At 45.6% G+C, this 15,320-nt stretch carries 13 protein-coding genes and 1 tRNA gene; 8 read left to right on the top strand and 6 right to left on the bottom strand.

The window, feature by feature from the left end; translation table 11 throughout:
• The first annotated feature begins 12 nt into the window (after positions 1-12).
• The 3 genes from BLU87_RS11470 to BLU87_RS11460 are packed head-to-tail and all read left to right on the top strand — an operon-like array spanning position 13 to position 3,126.
• Positions 13-1,320 carry a phenylacetate--CoA ligase family protein gene (locus BLU87_RS11470; protein ID WP_092348453.1) on the top strand — a complete coding sequence of 436 codons (1,308 nt, stop codon included), beginning with the start codon at positions 13-15 and terminating at the stop codon, positions 1,318-1,320.
• Between the two features lie 10 nt (positions 1,321-1,330).
• Positions 1,331-1,762, top strand: coding sequence for an ACT domain-containing protein (locus BLU87_RS11465; protein ID WP_092348451.1), 432 nt, complete (start codon positions 1,331-1,333; stop codon positions 1,760-1,762).
• A gap of 50 nt (positions 1,763-1,812) precedes the next feature.
• Positions 1,813-3,126 carry a phenylacetate--CoA ligase family protein gene (locus BLU87_RS11460; protein WP_092348448.1) on the top strand — a complete coding sequence of 438 codons (1,314 nt, stop codon included), beginning with the start codon at positions 1,813-1,815 and terminating at the stop codon, positions 3,124-3,126.
• Positions 3,127-3,156: 30 nt separating this feature from the next.
• On the opposite strand, the gene BLU87_RS11455 is transcribed toward BLU87_RS11460, so the two are convergent.
• The 3 genes from BLU87_RS11455 to rpsD all read right to left on the bottom strand — a co-directional run bounded on the left by BLU87_RS11455 (position 3,157) and on the right by rpsD (position 5,212).
• Positions 3,157-3,780 (bottom strand): TetR/AcrR family transcriptional regulator, encoded by a 624-nt coding sequence (locus BLU87_RS11455; RefSeq protein WP_092348445.1) that lies wholly within the window; start codon positions 3,778-3,780, stop codon positions 3,157-3,159.
• Positions 3,781-4,059: 279 nt separating this feature from the next.
• On the bottom strand, positions 4,060-4,626 hold the full coding sequence (locus BLU87_RS11450; protein ID WP_175498367.1) for a VUT family protein: 567 nt from the start codon (positions 4,624-4,626) through the stop codon (positions 4,060-4,062).
• Complete coding sequence (rpsD, locus tag BLU87_RS11445; RefSeq protein ID WP_092348439.1) at positions 4,592-5,212, bottom strand: 30S ribosomal protein S4; 621 nt, start codon at positions 5,210-5,212, stop codon at positions 4,592-4,594. Before rpsD ends, BLU87_RS11450 begins: the two co-directional genes overlap by 35 nt.
• Positions 5,213-5,504: 292 nt before the next feature.
• On the opposite strand from rpsD, the gene BLU87_RS11440 reads away from it, so the two are divergent.
• Positions 5,505-6,644 carry an alcohol dehydrogenase catalytic domain-containing protein gene (locus BLU87_RS11440; RefSeq protein WP_092348436.1) on the top strand — a complete coding sequence of 380 codons (1,140 nt, stop codon included), beginning with the start codon at positions 5,505-5,507 and terminating at the stop codon, positions 6,642-6,644.
• A 61-nt stretch (positions 6,645-6,705) separates the two neighbouring features.
• Here BLU87_RS11440 and BLU87_RS11435 read toward each other — a convergent pair whose 3' ends face one another.
• Genes BLU87_RS11435 through BLU87_RS11425 form a run of 3 tightly spaced genes read right to left on the bottom strand, consistent with a single transcriptional unit; the run spans position 6,706 to position 10,437 of the window.
• Positions 6,706-8,634 carry a transglutaminase TgpA family protein gene (locus tag BLU87_RS11435; protein WP_175498366.1) on the bottom strand — a complete coding sequence of 643 codons (1,929 nt, stop codon included), beginning with the start codon at positions 8,632-8,634 and terminating at the stop codon, positions 6,706-6,708.
• A complete protein-coding gene (locus BLU87_RS11430; RefSeq protein WP_092348532.1) occupies positions 8,621-9,460 on the bottom strand; it encodes a DUF58 domain-containing protein in 840 nt (279 codons plus the stop codon). Before BLU87_RS11430 ends, BLU87_RS11435 begins: the two co-directional genes overlap by 14 nt.
• A gap of 32 nt (positions 9,461-9,492) precedes the next feature.
• Positions 9,493-10,437 carry an AAA family ATPase gene (locus BLU87_RS11425; protein WP_092348430.1) on the bottom strand — a complete coding sequence of 315 codons (945 nt, stop codon included), beginning with the start codon at positions 10,435-10,437 and terminating at the stop codon, positions 9,493-9,495.
• 364 nt (positions 10,438-10,801) lie between these two features.
• Between BLU87_RS11425 and BLU87_RS11420 the strand changes: the two genes are divergently transcribed.
• The 4 genes from BLU87_RS11420 (at position 10,802) to BLU87_RS11405 (ending at position 15,306) form a co-directional block, all read left to right on the top strand.
• Positions 10,802-10,878 (top strand) — tRNA-Pro (locus tag BLU87_RS11420).
• A 102-nt stretch (positions 10,879-10,980) separates the two neighbouring features.
• A complete protein-coding gene (locus BLU87_RS11415) occupies positions 10,981-12,804 on the top strand; it encodes an ATP-binding cassette domain-containing protein (protein WP_092348428.1) in 1,824 nt (607 codons plus the stop codon).
• Between the two features lie 335 nt (positions 12,805-13,139).
• The gene (locus BLU87_RS11410) at positions 13,140-14,153 is read left to right on the top strand and encodes a BMP family ABC transporter substrate-binding protein (protein ID WP_092348425.1); all 1,014 of its coding nucleotides are present in this window, start codon (positions 13,140-13,142) and stop codon (positions 14,151-14,153) included.
• Positions 14,140-15,306, top strand: coding sequence for a sensor domain-containing diguanylate cyclase (locus BLU87_RS11405; RefSeq protein WP_092348422.1), 1,167 nt, complete (start codon positions 14,140-14,142; stop codon positions 15,304-15,306). The genes BLU87_RS11410 and BLU87_RS11405 overlap by 14 nt, the downstream gene beginning before the upstream one ends.
• The last annotated feature ends 14 nt before the right edge of the window (positions 15,307-15,320 follow it).

Here is a 15,320-nt window from a genome sequence, read left to right as displayed (position 1 = left end):
GGAGTGATTTTTATGATTTGGAATAATGACTTTGAAACGTTGCCACGTGAAGCGTTGGAATCGTTACAATTAAAGCGGCTCCAACAGACTGTCGAAAAAGTCTACGCGACGGTTCCGTTTTATCGTAAATCTTTTGACCAATGGGGTATCAAGCCGGCGCATATTAAGACCCTTGATGACCTACGTCGCCTACCATTTACCTTAAAACAAGATATGCGGGATAGTTATCCCTATGGCTTGTTTGCTGTACCATTGGAGCAGATTGTCCGCATTCATGCCTCATCGGGAACGACCGGTAAACCAACGGTTGTTGGGTATTCCCGCCGGGATATTGAGAATTGGACCGAGATGGTGGCCCGCTCTTTTGTTGCCGCTGGTGCTCATCAGGGCGACATTATCCATAACGCTTACGGCTACGGATTATTTACCGGTGGTCTCGGTGCCCATTATGGTGCTGAGCGGATCGGGGCATCCGTTATCCCAATGTCAGGTGGGAACACTAAAAAACAACTCATGATCATGCAGGATTTTGGTTCGACAGTTCTGACCTGTACCCCGTCATACAGCTTGTATTTAGCTGAAGTTGCAGCAGAAGAGAAGATCGACATCCGCTCGCTGAAACTCAAGGTCGGCATTTTTGGTGCTGAACCCTGGAGTGAGAAGATGCGTCAGGAAATTGAAACGAAACTTAACATCAAGGCAATTGATATTTATGGTTTATCAGAAATTCTTGGTCCGGGCGTCGGGATCGAATGTATTGAAGCCCAAAACGGCTTGCATATTTGGGAGGATCACTTTATCCCGGAAATTATCAACCCCGACACAGGTGAAGTGTTACCCGATGGTGAAAAGGGTGAATTGGTCATCACCACCATCACCAAGGAAGGAATCCCTCTGATCCGTTATCGGACTCGTGATATCACCCGTCTGACCAAAGAACCCTGTATCTGTGGACGGACCCACGCACGAATTGAGCGTCTGAGTGGCCGTAGCGATGATATGCTGATTATTCGTGGCGTCAATGTGTTCCCGAGTCAGATTGAATCAGTTCTCTTTGCCATCGACGGAATTGAACCACATTATCAACTGATTGTTGAACGCGATGGGAAACTTGACACTCTGGAAGTTCAGGTCGAGGTCCATGAGCATACATTCTCAGATGAAGTTAAGGTTTTGCAGGGGCTTTCTAACAAGATCAGAAAAGATATCAAGGATCTTCTGGGGGTTACCTGTAATGTCCGTTTGGTAGAACCCAAGTCAATTGCCCGGAGTGAAGGTAAGGCTCGGCGGGTTATCGATAATCGTCCAAAAGAGTCCTAAGGAGGCAGTTATGAAAGTTGAACAGATTTCGATATTCATTGAAAATAAATCGGGTCGGCTTGCAGAGGTTACCGGGATTCTCGGAGAAAATGGAATTAATATCCGCGCACTCTCTTTGGCTGATACTTCCGATTTTGGTATTTTGCGACTGATTGTCGATGACAGTAAAAAAGCTCTGAAAGTTTTGAAGGAACAAAAATTTACGGTGAGTATCACCCAAGTCATTGGCGTTGCTGTTCCTGATTCTCCCGGAGGCTTATCCTCAATATTACGCACCCTTGATCAACACAATGTCAATGTCGAGTATATGTACGCTTTTGTTGAGCGGTCTGGAGATAACGCCGTCATCATTTTCCGTTTTGACGATGTGGATGAAGCCATTGCGGCGTTGACACAGAGCGGTGTGAAGATTCTACCTGGGCATAAAATAACATCTATTTAGTATGCTTAATCGCCTATTTATAAACTATTACTTAATCTATAAGTTGAGCTATGAATTCTCCTGTTAAAACGTTAAATCCTGCTGCTGAGTGCATGCCAAGGGAAGAAATAAGGCAACTGCAATTAAGACGCTTAAAAAATACTCTGTCACTTGTTGCCGACAAAGTTCCCTGTTATCAGTCCAAGTTCAAAGACTCAGGTTTTCATCCTGGGGACTTACAATCTTTGGAAGATTTACACCAATTACCGTTTACAACGAAAGAGGATTTACGTCTCAACTATCCTTATGGGATGTTTGCGGTACCGTTGCGTGACGTCGTCAGAATTCACTCATCTTCAGGGACAACAGGTAAACCAACAGTCGTCGGTTATACAAAAGAGGATATTAAGGTCTGGACCGAACTTGTTGCCCGCTTTATGACTGCGGGTGGCGTCACTGCAGAAGATATTGTCCACATTGCATTTGGTTATGGCCTATTTACGGGCGCATTTGGACTCCACTATGGCTCAGAAGCTATTGGGGCCTCAGTTATCCCCATGTCCGGTGGCAATACCGATAAGCAACTTATGATTATGCAGGATTACTGTTCTTCTGTATTGGTGTGTACCCCTTCATATGGATTAACGCTTGCTGACCGGATGGAAAAACAGGGGATCGATCCTCGCTCACTCTCTTTGCGGGTTGGCCTGTTTGGCGCGGAGCCATGGAGTGAACAGATGCGGGTCGAACTGGAGCAGCGACTGGGCATTATTGCCACTGATAATTATGGACTTTCAGAAATTATGGGTCCCGGAGTTGCGGGTGAATGTCTTTTCAAACAGGGCATGCATTTCGCTGAAGATCATTTTTATCCTGAAATTATCGATCCTGACACCGGAGTCGTCTTGCCTGAAGGTTCCGTGGGGGAATTGGTCATTACCAGCCTGACAAAACAAGCGTTTCCAATGATACGCTACCGGACTCGGGATATCACCAGACTTAATTATGCCCCTTGCGAATGTGGCCGTACTCTGGCACGCATGGAGAAGACTCGGGGCCGTTCTGATGATATGTTGATCATCAAGGGAGTGAATGTCTTCCCGACCCAGATTGAAGAGGTGCTATTCAAGATCAAGGGGGCTGAACCTCATTACCAGCTGATTGTAGAGCGTAAGAACAACCGGGATTCTCTTGAGGTTCAGGTTGAAGTCAACGAGCATATCTTTTTTGATGAAATGAAACAACAGCGTCAATTTGTCGTCCAGGTCGAGAAGAGATTAGCGGCTGTTCTTGGAGTCAGCGCTAACGTCAAACTGGTTGAACCTGGAAGTGTCAAACGTCACGAAGGGAAAGCGGTTCGTGTCATTGATCGGCGCGAATCATAGATCGTTGACACTGTTGTCTGTCTGGGTCGCTCAGGCCTTGATTGCTGCCCAGGCGTTTTCGTAGAAATCTTCAGCGCTCTCCATCAGTGGTTTGGGGAGCATACACTCCAGATGGAGTTGTACCGGGCGCAAGATTGCACCGGTATAAGAGACGGCGCTGGTAAAAAAATCACCCGGTCTGACATCTCCGCAATTCATCCCATCCCGAATGATCTCTCTAAGAACCCTGAATGGTTCGGTCATACAAATGGGTGACACCTCCGGGATAAACTCACAGTGGCGCATGAAAAACATATATTCAACACAGTTGGGGTCTGTCTCGGTCTGTTCATAAATCACTTCTGAGAAAGCCCGCAACTTTGCATAAGTGGTGGTACAATTCTGCAGTCGTCCCTGAAAAGAATGCATAAACTTTTCGATCAGTTGCTGATGTAAAGTGAGGGCAATATTTTCTTTATTGCCAAACAGGTTGTAAATAGCTCCAGTGCTCGTTCCAGAAGCCTCAACAATATTCGGTATCGATACGCGATGGTAACCCTTCTCAACGAACAGAGAAAGGGACGTGTCTAAAATTTTTTCTCGTTTAGATTCTGGATCAATGTGGCGGATTTTCTTGGTCTTGGGGAACAGAGGGGTTTCTTTTTGCAAAATCATAGTGGGTATTAATTCCTGCAGCGCGATAAAATAATAAAACCTAAAACTATACTATTGTGAAACAAAATATCAATAAAATAATGGCTATCCCCCTTGCCTTATCCCATCCTTGAAAAGGTGAAATAGGCCAGAGCAGCCATCGGATATTGATATTTACGAAATTAATGTCTCTGATTTGTTACATAAAACATGATGATTTATAAAAGTCAACGAAACAGTCAGTTTTATGCGTTTAAATCTATCAGGGATTCGCATAGATGAGGTGTTGTGATTGTGTGATTAGGCAGAATTCAGGGCTTTACGACGCTGTGGACTGATACGGTCGTGGTTAGTTGTTCCGCTTCTCAGCAGTGGTAAAATCAACAGACTGCTGCAGATTTTTATAATTGTTTGTCCCCATATTGCGGGCCAAACAGGACCAAAAGCGAGAAGGACAAAAACCAGTGAATCTAATGGAGTTGAAACCAGATTACTCAGCACAAGCCGCTGCTTAAGTCCACCGCGCGACTTTGTAAAGATATACCAATCACTCAGTTCAGAAATAACAAAAGCACATCCGGAAGCTAAGGCCAACTGTTGATTGAACGCTAAAGTGATCAATGAGGCCGCTAACATCCATCCCCAGCAGCCAAACGTCCCATAGCGTTCCTGGACGATATCTCGCGCTGAAAAGGTCAAGCCAACAGCCACAGCTCCCGCGGGGAAAGTCATCCCTAGAACGGTGACGAGTCCAAGACTGTGAACCATCATGTTCCCTATGACAATGGAACCCAGATAAAAAGCAACGCTGATAAGGTCGGCTTTAATAAAATTACTTTGAGTAAAACTCAATAACCATGTTTTCATCTGCAAAAGACTCAATTTCATTGCGTTGAGGGAGGTGATTAACAACAACGGTCAAAGTTGATTTATCAACGCTAAACCATTGGGCACCTATAAAACGTAAATTATCGTTCAGCAGTCGCGCAATCAACACTCGACTTTTTTCAGAGTCCCTGACGCTGATTCGGTCTCCAGTTTTAACCATGAACGATGCAATATCAACACATCTGTCATTGACCTTAATATGACCGTGGTTAATTAACTGCCTTGCCTGCATCATAGTGCAACCAAAGCCGGATCGAAACAGAAGAGTATCGAGACGTCTTTCCAATAACGACAAAAGATTGTCCCCGGTGACACCTTTCTGCTGTTCAGCCTTTTTGAAGATCTTGCGAAATTGTTTTTCCAACAAGCAGTAACTGTGGCGAAGTTTTTGTTTTTCCGTTAATTGAAGGGCATATTCAGAAATCCGCCGATGACCTTGGGCAGACCCATGCTGTCCGGGCTTTTGATTGCGTCTTTGTAGTAGTTGGTCAAATTTGGGGTTACCGTAAAGATTGACGCCGAAGCGACGAACTATTTTGCCTTTTGGGCCAGTAAATTTTGCCATGTCTTTAATCTTTCTCCTATCGTAATTGTGAAAACGGTTTTCATAATTGTTTAATATGACCATTTTTGTCAACAATAAACTTAAAAAACTTTCCAAGAAGGATTTTATCTTGCAGGTTCGATCTCTTACAAATCCAAATAATCGTTAAAACTTTCCGGCTGCAGGGGCACATGTGGTTAAAATTATTATTGATTGTTCCTTGTGAATAGAGATGCTATTGGTTATAGTTTGATGTCTAAAGGATAAAAAATATCTACATTTAAATCTTAAAGTTAAAGAGAAGGAGCACAACATGATACCTAAAAAAATGGCTGGCGTTCTGTTAGTGGGACACGGTGGCGTTGATAAGTTAGTTTATAGAGAAGACATTGATGTCCCTTCTCCGGGTGAAGGTGAAGTCCTTGTGCAAGTCACAGCGACTGCAAAAAATAATACCGATCGCAAAGTCAGAGAAGGCCTTTACTCTATTGAGAGTGAAAATGATGTCGCTTCATTCCAGATGGGGGGAAGTCCGACCCTGGTCTTTCCACGGATTCAAGGTGCCGATGTTGTCGGTCATGTTGTCGCCACAGGGAGCGGAGTAGCAAAAGATCGAATCGGCGAACGCGGACTGCTCGATTTCAATATTTATCCAGATGAGCGTCGGGATATCAATTTGACCCCAGATTATTACGGTCATGGCCGTGATGGTGGATATGCTGAATATATCGTTGTCCCTTCGAATCAATTTTATCGGATTGATAACCCTGAACTGGCAGATGCACAGCTGGCAGCTCTAGGGATGTGTTCTTATCAGACCGCGTTTCACATGCTGACTGCAGCGCAGGTGAAGGCGGGTGAACATATTCTTGTGACTGGTGCCAGTGGCGGCGTTGGGACGGCTTTATTGCAACTTTGTCGCATCATTGGAGCGATACCTCATGCGGTGAGTAGTCCTGGCAAGGAGAAGGTTTTACTTGCATTGGGCGCAGAAAGCGTTGTCGATCGGACCGCTTCAAAAGATTTAAAGGGTTCGGTCGCAAAAGCAACGGGTGGCGTTATTATCGATGCGGTGATGGATTTGGTCGGTGGGGAAATGACGAATCAACTGATCGATGTTCTGATTGATCGTATGGCTGAAAGAAAAACCTATCCACGTTTGTCGAACGCTGGAGCCAGTTCCGGTAGTTCAAGTCAAATCCTTTGGAGTAAGATCTATCTCTATCAGGTTCAAGTCTTCGGTGTTTCCCACGGAACCCGGGCAGAGGCAGAGCAATTGATCGAGTGGATACGTAGCGGTCAATTAACGCCTGTCCTGCACCAAACCTTCCGTCTTTCAGATATCCACAATGCAGAAAATTATTTTGCTAACAGAGGTGGCGATTATATTGGCAAAATTGCCTTGGTTCCTGATAGCCAATGGGAGCAATATGGAGCCCCATTTGCCCACTGATATTCTTAATAAAAGGGCGTAAGATTATTACCCTTTTGGCCAACCTCGGAAGAGAACGGCTTCATGGGATCTGATTGTTTCTGGATGAGACGATGATGGTGTCTATAAGAACATTGAGGGCATGGACATCATCATCGGTCAGCGATTGATCGGTGTAAAGAAATGAACTGAGATAACGAGCGAACTTGATCGCGTGGGGGTCATCCAGCTGTTGCGCAAATTCAAGTAAGCCACAATTTTTGTCAATGGCTTGCAACCCATATTTTTTTATAATCGCCTTCTGATAACGCTTTAACAGTCGACCTTCCGGGCTTATACGTTGGCGGCGCCACAGCCAGATCAACAGGGTAATCAAGGCAACCAATACGGTCAGAATCAACAACGGGGTGCGTATAGAGACTACTCCGGGGACTATGTTTTTCAGTTTCTGACCGCTGAATTTCACCAAATTAATCTGCTGTCGCAGATCATAATTGATGATCACCTGAGTCCACAAATATTCAGCACCGTCCACGGTCCGTTTGAATAACGATAAGCCCTGTTGTCGTGGAGCCAAGAGGGCACTATCGGCATTGACCGCCAGACGACTCGGATCTATCCTCTGCCATCGATTTTCTATCAACGCCTCGACCCACACATGAGCCAGATCTTCAGTGACAACATAATAACCACCAATATTATTGTATTCGCCACCGTGGTATCCGCCGACTAAACGCGTTGGCACCTCACAGAGGCGCAAGAGTTGTGCAAACGAAGACGCAAAAAACTCACAATAGCCACGCTTTTTCGTGAATAGAAATTCATCAATCGGAGCTGTGGAGACCGGGAGGTCATGATCTGCGTAGCTTAACTTTTGTTCACGAAAAAAATCTTCTAGCAAGACCACTCGCTGCGAAAGACTGTCTGTTTGTTGGCGAATTGTATCTGCGATCAGCTTGATCCGTGAGGACAAGGTTGAAGGGACTTGCAAGTAGAGGTCGCGGTTCCAGTTTGACGGTTGTTGCAACTGTCCACCGAGACGTGATTGCCCATTATAACTATGGCTCTTTTCCAGTTGCCGACGTGCCATAAAGACTTGGTCGTTATCTACCTGGTGGCTTATCCCCTCAATCTCCTCAGGAAGATCCAAGGTAAACAAAAAACGTTCATTAGTCGGGGGGAGGGTGAGGGTGTAGTCAATGGTTTGTCCGCCAACAATCGCTCTCCTTGGCCCTTGCGGGCTCTCGCGCGTCCAGACCTTTCCGGTAATGGTTGTCAAAACTGTTCCACGCCAGTACAGATCCTCTCGAGCCAACTCCTTGATTTTAACCCGAAAAGCGACGCTCTTGTCGGCAACATTACGAGCAAAGGTTCCAGGTTGTACTTGTTCGCTGAAACCAGTTTTGGCAGAGTTTTTTGGATTGAGGAAATTCCAAAGCGGATACTGTGTCCGGGGCAGAACAACAAATAGAATCAGCATCAATAGCAGAGAGCCTACGGGGAGGATCGTCGCTGTTTTTAACAGGATAGACAGTTGTTGTCGCTGCAACCGTAACCCAGGGCTACGTTGATAAAAAGTCAGCAACACCAGGCCGATGGTGACTCCTGCCACCATGAGAATCAGAGCAGGAAGATAAGCAATATTTAAACTCAGCAAAGAAGATGCAGCAAGACAGAATAGCGAAAGAGCGAACATTTGCAGATAATGACGCCCTTGTTTTTCAGTGAGTAAGCGGATACTGAGTAACAAGGCTAAAACATTAATGACTGGAAGGACCACATTATTGAGATTGATCTGGAGACTGTAAAAGATAAAAAATAGCAACGTTAGTGCAGTCGCAAGCCGTGACCCAAACCAGTACCGCTGGCGTTTGTCGCAGAGAATCCCGGCGATAAATGCACCAAAGACGATCACCTGCACAGGAACATCAAGCCACAGAAACAGTGGCCCAAGCCCCAGCGCAACGACGAGATATGTCAAAATATCGAGTGGCACCTTAATCTTTACCATAACGGGCCAACTCCTTGAGTAAATAGATTTTGTGGGCGTTCCCGAGCCCTGGAGCGATAACATGTGACTTCAACTTCAACCCGACAGGTTGATGGGAACAAATGAGGTCGTTGACCAGATAAGAAGCACAACACAACTGTTGTTCCAGTTCCTGTCCTGGCAAAGCGAGAGGATCAATTTCGATGGGAGGCTGATACTGACTTGACAGCTCTTTAAGCTTCAAACTGTCATGACGGGCGCTAAGCTTCCAGTGGATCATTTTGAGTGGCTCACCGCCGACATAGTCTTTAATCTGATGAATGTCACCATCGAAACCACGCCGGAGAGCGTTTTCTCCACCAGATTCATGCTGAACATCGGTCACTCCCTGATTGTAACAATGGATCGGACGCGGAAAAACTGTAATAGCTTGCTGCAATTCAACATGGCGATAACGAACAAAAAAATTAATGGGAAAAGCAGAGCTAACAGTGACGCGATGCTGGCAATGGTCTCCACGGTCAGGGAAAGTCATGGCCACTCCAACTCCTTGCTGCTCTCGCCGTTTCAATAGCGCCAGATGACCAGGGTGCCGATAATTATTATCAATCGAAATATCAAGGAGAAAGGCAGGAAGCCAGCGGCGGCGGTTGAAAACTTTGACGTTGACCAAGGTTTCCAATCCCGCATAAATTTCTTCTGGGGGCTCAAGTGTCAAGTCTAATTTTTGCAGGTTCCAGTGACCAAGAAAACCAGAAACCGACATAAAACCAAGGAGAGCTGACACCATCAAATAGAGCAGGTTATTACCCGTATTGACCGCCCCAAAACCCAATAACAGAGTCATGATGATGTAAAGCGCTCCCGCTTTGGTTAGCTTTAGACCAAAGGAACGGGGACGTCGTTGAAAATTGATAGTAAGACCTCACGGTGGTTAAGGGATCGGTGCTCTGGACGCAGAATAAGACGGTGAGCAGCCACAGGTCCAGCGATCAATTTGACATCTTCGGGAATCACATAGTTCCGGCCATCGAGGTAGGCCGCTGCACGTGCTGCTGCAGCCATGCTGATGGCACCACGGGTGGATATTCCTGCGGCAATGAATTTATGGCCACGGCTGGCTTGTGCTATTGCCAGAATATATTCAACCAGCTTGTCGTTGAGCTGGATCGTAGCAACGGCTTGTTTTGCCAGTTCAATATCATTGAGTGTTAACAGAGGTTGAATCTGAATCATCTTGTTCCGGATACCGCCGTCACGAATAATATCTTTTTCCAGTTGCGACGGGGGATAGCCAATATCAGTGGTAATAAGAAAACGATCAAGCTGTGATTCTGGTAACGGGTAAGTCCCAATCTGTTCGAGTGGATTTTGAGTGGCGATCACGATAAAAGGATGTGGCAGCGAATAGCTGGTCCCTTCAATGGTCACTTTACGTTCTTCCATCGCTTCGAGCATGGCACTCTGGGTTTTTGGCATCGCCCGATTTATTTCATCAACCAGAAGAATATGATTAAAAATCGGCCCTTTGATAAAACGGAAATTATTCTGCTCGCGGTCAAAAATCGATAAACCGGTGATATCTGATGGCAACAGATCGCTAGTACATTGGATCCGTCCGAAAGAGAGTCCGAGAGCTCTGGATAATGCCAACGCCAGAGTCGTTTTACCCAGACCGGGGATATCTTCCAGCAGCAGGTGTCCATCTGCCAGGAGGGCAATCATTGCCAGTCGTAGCGCTCTGACCTTGCCTTGCAGGTAATGTCCAGATAGGGTGTCGATGACGCTGAGAATTTCACGTTGTTTCGCCAGTTGATTTACCATGGATCAGTCCTAGGTCTTGTTGAGTGAGTTATTCGTAGGTAAAAATTACCGAGATCATAACATTATCGATCTCTTTGGTGTAGATGTTGCTCCAATAGAACGACTATAAAATATGTGGTGAGAGAAGTACGCATATTCGACATAGAAAAATATTTAAAATGGTTATTCTTCAGTTATGTCGATACAATCGATTAAAGTGCATGATTTTGAAACGTTATTAGCGTGGAGTAACAAGTCTGGTTATCTTAGGTTAATAAGTATGGATTATTACCGTGTGATTTCCTTGATAAAATAGCAGGTAATTTCTTGACAAGTCGCAACGAATAAAAGATAATTCGCGCCTCTTGTAAATATGACTGCATATCGGGATGTGGCGCAGTTTGGTAGCGCACTTGACTGGGGGTCAAGGGGCCGGAGGTTCAAATCCTCTCATCCCGACCAATCATATTAAGCACTTAGCTTTGTTGAGCTAGGTGCTTTTTTGTTTTCATTCTGCTTTGCGATTAATTTCATGGTTGAGGTCCCTTGAAACACACAACATATATGACTGAGAGTGATCCGTCACACAAACGCTACCTCGATGTTTTCCGTTACAGTCGTCGCGCCCTGGAGCTGGTCTGGACGACTAGTAAACAACTGGCGCTGATCTTTGCCATCCTGACCCTGATTGCTGGGATCTTACCGGCGGCGGTAGCCTGGATCGGCCAGTTAATCGTCGACGGCGTGGTCACAGCAATCGGTCAGCAGCAACAGACTGGCACCGCCGATACGACCTTTGTGCTGTTGTTTGTCATCGCCGAAGCCGGAGTTGTTGCCCTGATTGCTGGAGCACAGCGAGGCATCTCTACCTGTCAGGCGCTGTTAAGGGCGCTGATGGGACAGCGAATCAACACGCTGATACTGGAAAAAGCGTTAACCCTAAAGTTGTCTCATTTCGAAGATTCTGAATTTTACGATAAGTTGACCCGCGCTCGACGCGAAGCTTCGACCCGCCCTTTGAGTTTGGTGACCAGAACCTTCGGATTAGTACAGAATGGCATCTCACTGGTCAGCTATGCGATACTGCTGGTACAATTCTCTCCCTGGACAGTGCTGATTCTGATCGCCGGTGGCGTTCCTGAATTTCTCGCTGAGGCGAAGTTCTCCGGTGACAAGTTTCGGCTGTTCCGTTGGCGTTCGCCAGAGACACGCATGCAAATGTATCTGGAAACGGTCTTAGCTCGTGAGGATTACGCCAAAGAGGTCAAGCTATTCAGGCTCGGTCCGCTGTTGCTTCGACGCTATCGTGCAATCTTCGAGAAACTGTTCGCCGAGGATCGCAAACTGACCCTGCGGCGTGACTCCTGGGGCTTTTTCCTTGGATTGATTGGTACTGTTGCTTTTTATGGTGCTTATAGTTGGATTGCCCTGTCGGCAATCAAAGGCGTCATCAGCCTGGGTCAAATGACCATGTACCTGATGCTATTCAAGCAGGGACAGTCAGCAGTATCAGCCAGTCTTTCTGCGATCAGCGGCATGTATGAGGACAACCTTTACCTTTCTAACCTTTATGAATATCTCGAACAAGAGGTGCCACAGCAAGCGGGACTCATGCAGTGTGGTCCGCAACCTGGGGACGGCGTGCGTTTGGAACAAGTCAGCTTCACTTATCCGGGAGCTGAAGAACCTGTTTTGCAGGAGGTTAGTTTCCATTTGCAACCGGGAGAGAGTTTGGCTTTGGTCGGCGAAAACGGCGCTGGCAAAACCACCTTAATCAAACTTCTCACGCGTCTCTATCAACCTGACAGCGGTCGCATTCTGCTTGACGGGTTAGATTTACAGAAGTGGCAGGCCGATGCTTTACGCAGTCGGATCGGCGTCATCTTTCAAGATTTCGGTCGCTACCAATTTAAAGTCGGTGAAAATATTGGCGCCGGCGACGTTAATTATTTCGAGGATCGACAACATTGGCAACAGGCCGCAGAAAAGGGCATGGCCGATTCGATCATTGAGAAACTCCCAGAAAAATACGATACCCAACTAGGCAAGTGGTTCAAGGGAGGACGAGAGCTTTCTGGTGGACAATGGCAGAAGATTGCTCTGTCTCGTGCATTTATGCGCAGCGAAGCCGACCTGCTGGTTCTTGACGAGCCAACAGCAACCATGGATGCTGCCGCCGAAGCAACCATCTTTGAACACTTCCGCGACCTGAGTCGCGACAAGATGACCATCCTTATTTCGCATCGATTTTCCACTGTGCGAATGGCGGACCAGATCATCGTTATTGAAAAAGGACGGATCGTCGAACGTGGATGTCACGAACAATTGATGAACCAAAACGGACAGTATGCCTACCTGTTCTCTTTACAGGCCGAAGGGTATCGATGAATAGCTCCGTCGGTATGGAGATTCTTGCTTCGTTGGCAACACTTGTTTTCCGTGTTTTTTGCAATGAGTTTGACTGAATCTATACAGTCAGGCCCTGCAATTCCTATCTGATTCCCCTTGTTAGTATCTACATGCCTTGTTTATCACTCCTATGCCTCTGCTTAAATCCTGAAAAACGTGTCGTGATCTGATATTGTCAATCAAGCGACTTTCCAAACGACTTATGATAAGCTTAGAAAAATTAAATCTCTGTACTTTTGCATAGAAGAAGTTTTTTGGGAGAATCTCAATGATTGTTGATCTCTTCCCTCACTATCTACAAGGAAAGGGTGTCGATGCGTTATTTAGTTGTTCTAGTTGCGTTGTGGACTGTGTTCTTTGTACAGCCCCCTAGTGTTAGTGCTGACAATTTTAACCCTGTGGTGATCTATCAGGGCAGCATCGAAGACAATCCATTTAATGCGTCTGCGCACAAAGGTGTTGCCTTGTTTACCCAAAAAACAGGATTGAATTGCACTGAGACCGTTGCTGACTTTGGTATGGATAACTATTTAAATCAAGTAAAAAAGTATGCGGATGACGGTTATTCACCCATAATCGCTCTCTATGGCAGTCATTTTCCAAACTTGGTTCAATTTGTGCGCAACTATTCAGCAACGCGGTTCATTTTACTCGATGCCGTGTATGATGAACCGAATATGTTCTCTTTTGTAATTGCTGAACATGAAGGGTCATTTCTTGCTGGGGCTTTGGCAGCAATGGCTTCAAAAAGTAAAATAATCGGTTTTGTCTCGGTCAACGACATCCCTCATATGCGGCGCTTTTGGTGTGGTTATGTTCAAGGGGCAAAGTATGTTGACCCGCAAATAACAGTTCTTGAAGGATTTACTGGCATTTATGACGGGGCATGGTTTGACGGGAAGGCTACCGCCACTATTGCTAATGACATGATGGACAAGGGCGCTGATGTCATTTTTCAAGCCGCTGGTGGGGCAGGGCCTGCTGTGCTTGCAGCGGTAGCTGCACGAGGAAAACTAGGAATCGGTGTTGACGTAAACCAGAATGGTCTCTACCCCGGTCATGTGTTAACCTCATTGCTCAAGCGGACAGATAAAACACTCTATGCTGCTCTGATGCTCGCTAAACGGGGTATTTGGAGAGATAACTTTAAGCGGCTAGGGTTGGAACAGGATGTTGTAGGGTTAGCGTTTGATGAGCATAATGAATCTTTAATTACCCTTGAAATGCGCGCGCGAATTGAAGTCATAAAGAAAGATATCATTCTAGGTTTAATCTCTATCCACGATTACTCTGATGATTTGAAGTGTCCTCCCCATGCAAGTCATTAAAAATATAAAATTTCATAGCGTGGCCCTGTTTCTCTTCTGGGTTTTGCTTATAGGACTGCTTGTTCCTATCACTGTCGGTATGATCATAACCCTTGATCTGGAGCGAACAAAGCTTAAGAATGAACTCTCAGTTTTTCATCACGAAACCCTCAAGACCCTTGTGGAAAGTACTGAGGATGCAATGCTTTCCTTTTCCCCAGATGGGGTTAGCAATACGGTCCGTTTTCTGTTAAGAGATGAACGGATAGTCAGTATTGAAGTATTTTCTGATATTTTTGATCTCTATCTGATGAAGGTTTCCAAAGAAATTCCTGAGCATGAAATTGATTCATCGACATTGCGTCAAATTGTTTCAAAAGACCGAGAAAATTTGGGCTTTGTCCAGATTACAGTAGATAATGGCTGGATAGTTCCCAAGCTTAAACAAGAGCATAATATTATTATCATTTTGTTTGCCGCCATGTTTTTTTGTGCCTTGTTGCTTGTTATTCCAAGTATTCATTTCAAGATACTAAGACCACTGCAGCGGTTGAAAAAACAGGCAGAGGTGCTGTCCTCAGGCGATCTTAGTATTGTCTGTGAGTGGCAAGGCAGAGACGAACTGACCATCCTTGGCCAGACCCTGGAAGCTATGCGCAGCAAACTTAATGAAAACTTCAATGCCATGAAAGAGATGGCTGTTACCGACGACCTAACAGGACTGCCCAATAGGCGTGAATTTTATACAGAACTAAAAATACTTTTAAATTTAAGCAGCCGCTATAATCACCAGTTATCTATTGCAATTTTTGATATTGATTATTTTAAAAACGTTAATGATACTTATGGCCATGGAATCGGCGATGAAGTCTTGAAAGAGCTTTCTCAATTGGTTGCTCATAAGGCAAGAAAGACTGATCTCTTAGCCCGTATAGGAGGCGAAGAGTTTGCTATAGTTCTGCCTGAAACATCGGTTAGCGTTGCCGGGCGGCTTCTTAATGAGCTTAGGACGGTGGTTTCTGGCTGGTCTTTTCCGCATGGTGAAAAGCTTACCGTTAGCATTGGGGTGACAGGTTACTCCGGCGTTGAAAGCATTGAACAGCTAATGGAAACTGCAGATAAAGCCCTCTATGAAGCCAAAGAACAGGGGCGCGATCGAGTGGTTATCCACTAAGTCTCTCGTCTTAA

The organism is Desulfuromusa kysingii (genome assembly GCF_900107645.1).
Classification (GTDB): Bacteria; Desulfobacterota; Desulfuromonadia; order Desulfuromonadales; family Geopsychrobacteraceae; genus Desulfuromusa; species Desulfuromusa kysingii.
This window is presented reverse-complemented; position numbering and strand designations above follow the sequence as displayed.

Coding starts and splice junctions, on each gene's coding strand:
- BLU87_RS11405 (WP_092348422.1), top strand. CDS start 14,140: ATGCAAGTCATTAAAAATATAAAATTTCATAGCGTGGCCCTGTTTCTC.
- BLU87_RS11425 (WP_092348430.1), bottom strand. CDS start 10,437: ATGGTAAATCAACTGGCGAAACAACGTGAAATTCTCAGCGTCATCGAC.
- BLU87_RS11440 (WP_092348436.1), top strand. CDS start 5,505: ATGATACCTAAAAAAATGGCTGGCGTTCTGTTAGTGGGACACGGTGGC.
- BLU87_RS11435 (WP_175498366.1), bottom strand. CDS start 8,634: ATGGTAAAGATTAAGGTGCCACTCGATATTTTGACATATCTCGTCGTT.
- BLU87_RS11465 (WP_092348451.1), top strand. CDS start 1,331: ATGAAAGTTGAACAGATTTCGATATTCATTGAAAATAAATCGGGTCGG.
- BLU87_RS11410 (WP_092348425.1), top strand. CDS start 13,140: ATGCGTTATTTAGTTGTTCTAGTTGCGTTGTGGACTGTGTTCTTTGTA.
- BLU87_RS11430 (WP_092348532.1), bottom strand. CDS start 9,460: ATGACTCTGTTATTGGGTTTTGGGGCGGTCAATACGGGTAATAACCTG.
- BLU87_RS11470 (WP_092348453.1), top strand. CDS start 13: ATGATTTGGAATAATGACTTTGAAACGTTGCCACGTGAAGCGTTGGAA.
- rpsD (WP_092348439.1), bottom strand. CDS start 5,212: ATGGCAAAATTTACTGGCCCAAAAGGCAAAATAGTTCGTCGCTTCGGC.
- BLU87_RS11450 (WP_175498367.1), bottom strand. CDS start 4,626: ATGAAAACATGGTTATTGAGTTTTACTCAAAGTAATTTTATTAAAGCC.
- BLU87_RS11415 (WP_092348428.1), top strand. CDS start 10,981: ATGACTGAGAGTGATCCGTCACACAAACGCTACCTCGATGTTTTCCGT.
- BLU87_RS11455 (WP_092348445.1), bottom strand. CDS start 3,780: ATGATTTTGCAAAAAGAAACCCCTCTGTTCCCCAAGACCAAGAAAATC.
- BLU87_RS11460 (WP_092348448.1), top strand. CDS start 1,813: ATGAATTCTCCTGTTAAAACGTTAAATCCTGCTGCTGAGTGCATGCCA.